Origin of the sequence: Curvivirga aplysinae (assembly GCF_009711445.1) — a bacterium.
Taxonomy (GTDB): Bacteria; Pseudomonadota; Alphaproteobacteria; order UBA8366; family Aestuariispiraceae; genus Curvivirga; species Curvivirga aplysinae.
This window is the reverse complement of the sequence record NZ_SMMC01000030.1, coordinates 1-2,415: the sequence shown is the minus strand read 5'-3', so window position 1 is coordinate 2,415 and position 2,415 is coordinate 1. Positions and strand designations below refer to the sequence as shown.

Below are 2,415 nucleotides of genomic sequence, written 5' to 3'. Positions count from 1 at the left end.
AATTTTCTAGCTACCTTATAGCTACAGTAGTGGAGCGTAGCTATAGGTAGTTATGAGTAATAGAGCCTTATTAAGATGGTGTAAAAGCGCGCTAATGGCGGGTTTAGCGTAGTAGAGGGTAATGTAACATTAAGATTGAAAATCCGCGTGTCGGCAGTTCAAATCTGCCTCCGAGCACCATTTACCTTTCTTTCTAAGCATTTGATTTTCCTTTATACTTTAAGTTTTGTTCTCTGGTTGAGAACTTTATTCCTATTTTGGTTTTACACTACGGTTTTACACTTTTTACGTTAATGAGTTTGCTCATTGCAGCCTCAACAAGAGCAATAGCTGCGTTTTATCGCAATCCATGGAACGTGCATCCATCATTGTTTGTCAGGTTGAATTATGTCCTGACTGCTCATGAAAATTTTATTGATTGGTTGCTGGGTTATCTCATTTTCTATCCTTTCTTACTCTATACCCCGTTAGAAGGCATGCCTCATGATGACTGTTCATCATAGAACGGGCGAGTGCCATGGTTACATCAGCGCTAATGATCCGGTGTATAAATTGGATCGTAAGATAGAATATGCATGAGGAGGAAAATACAATGAAAATAAAAGAACGAATAGAGTATCTTTCTAAACCAAAACCATTTAGTGCGGGGCCTGACCAAATGGTCTTCGAAGCAGCCAAGAAGATGAGTTCACTCAATATTGGTTCTGTTGTTGTGACGAATGAAAAGAATGTTGTTGTTGGTATCGTAACTGAACGAGATATTCTTAAACGTGTCGTGGCTCAGGGTAAGGACCCATCTTCGACGATACTCTCGGAAATTATGACTACAAAACTTCGATTAGCAAAAGAGGAAGATAATGTAGTCGATTGGCTGAGGGTTATGTCTAATGAACGTTTTAGACGGCTGCCCGTCGTGGACAGTCAAGGTCAATTGGTCTCAATCATGACGCAGGGTGATTTTGTGTCTTACACTTGGCCTGAATTATTGAATGTATTTTCGGCTCGCATTGAAAAGAAAATTGGAACTAATAATCAGCATCTTTTCATCCTAGGCGGCATTCTTCTATATAGTATTATAATGGTCATGATCCTAAAAAGTATCTAGCTTGCCTTTATCCTTGCTTTCGGAAAGCTAGGTTTATCCTCCTTAAGGCCGGGATGGTTGATCCAACCCAAATGAATGCGGCTGAAGGATAGAAAGTATAAGATGGATGATGTTAAAGATTGTGATATCTGCGATCGTACATTTCAAACTAAAATAGAAAGCAATTTAATATTTATACGCTCGCGTTACGATATTGATCAGGTGTTAGACCGTTTTTGGTTCTAAAGACCCGTATGAAATGTGAGGCATCACAAAATCCGGTCTGGATCGCGATTTCGGAAATAGAATTGTGAGTAGTTAACATGAGATGTTTGGCTGTTTCAATGCGGATTGTTTTTTCAGCCTGAGCAGGCGTCATATTTAAAGATTGCTGGAACTTTCTCTCAAGCTTTCTGCGGCTTATATTTAAACGCTTGGCAATATTACTGATGGTGACACGACTTTCCATATTTTGCTGCATTAATAGCAATGCATGTTTAACGGTATCGTCTGAAGTTTCAAGTGTTAACGGGATGCCGGGTTGAGGCTTGCTACCAGACTTTACCTCATCAATAATCATAATATGTAAGCTTTTTCTTGCTTCATTGACACCAACATGTTTATCGACAAGATAAGCGGCCAGATGTGCTGCACTGACACCGCCAGAGCAAGTAAGACGATCCCCATCTACGATGAAAATTTGATCAGTTATAATTTCCAGATCATCAAATTCTTCTAAAAAGTCGTCTCTATGTAACCATCCGACACAACATTTTCTGCCACTCATAAGGCCTGCTCTGTGAAGTATAAAACCACCAGTGCACACGCCAATAAGGGGAACGCCTGCTTTAGCTGCCTGATGAAGGAAATCGACATATCTGTTATCTAGGTTGTTTTTTTTACCTAGCAATCCACCGACGACTGCAATGTAATCGAACCTAGCTGGATCACCTAATGTTTCATCGGGTTTAACAGGAATACCTGCACTGGATGTAATTAAATCCATTGAGGTGGAAATGACTTTCCAATGACAAAGAATTGGTTGGCTGCCATCAATATCATCTGCAGATAAACGTAACACATCAATGAAATTTGAAAATGCATTTAGTGTAAATTGATTTGCAAGGATGAAGCCGACGGAAAGCCTCGCTTGGGTATGTCGTTTGTCATAAGTGGATTTCATCCATGTAACTTTCAAGATCAGTTTAATAGATATTTTGACGCAATCATACTATGAAAATTGCGCAATTGTAACATATTTATTTTCGTTACATAGCTAATATTTTTGAAAGAATTAGCAGGATGAAATTCTCTACTTTCCGTTCAAGAAC

Annotated in this window: 2 protein-coding genes and 1 tRNA gene; 2 read left to right on the top strand and 1 reads right to left on the bottom strand. The window is 39.1% G+C overall.

The features are described 5' to 3' along the window. Positions 1 to 108 precede the first annotated feature (108 nt). Positions 109 to 180, top strand: a tRNA-Phe gene (locus E1160_RS00230). Positions 181 to 592: 412 nt separating this feature from the next. After that, positions 593 to 1,105, top strand: coding sequence for a CBS domain-containing protein (locus tag E1160_RS00225; protein WP_155152984.1), 513 nt, complete (start codon positions 593 to 595; stop codon positions 1,103 to 1,105). Positions 1,106 to 1,277: 172 nt separating this feature from the next. On the opposite strand, the gene E1160_RS00220 is transcribed toward E1160_RS00225, so the two are convergent. Further along, positions 1,278 to 2,267, bottom strand: coding sequence for a GlxA family transcriptional regulator (locus tag E1160_RS00220; protein ID WP_155152983.1), 990 nt, complete (start codon positions 2,265 to 2,267; stop codon positions 1,278 to 1,280). Between the last annotated feature and the right edge of the window lie 148 nt (positions 2,268 to 2,415).

What these genes read in the sequence shown, in the direction of transcription:
- E1160_RS00225 (WP_155152984.1), top strand. Translation starts at nt 593, where the DNA reads ATGAAAATAAAAGAACGAATAGAGTATCTTTCTAAACCAAAACCATTT.
- E1160_RS00220 (WP_155152983.1), bottom strand. Translation starts at nt 2,267, where the DNA reads ATGAAATCCACTTATGACAAACGACATACCCAAGCGAGGCTTTCCGTC.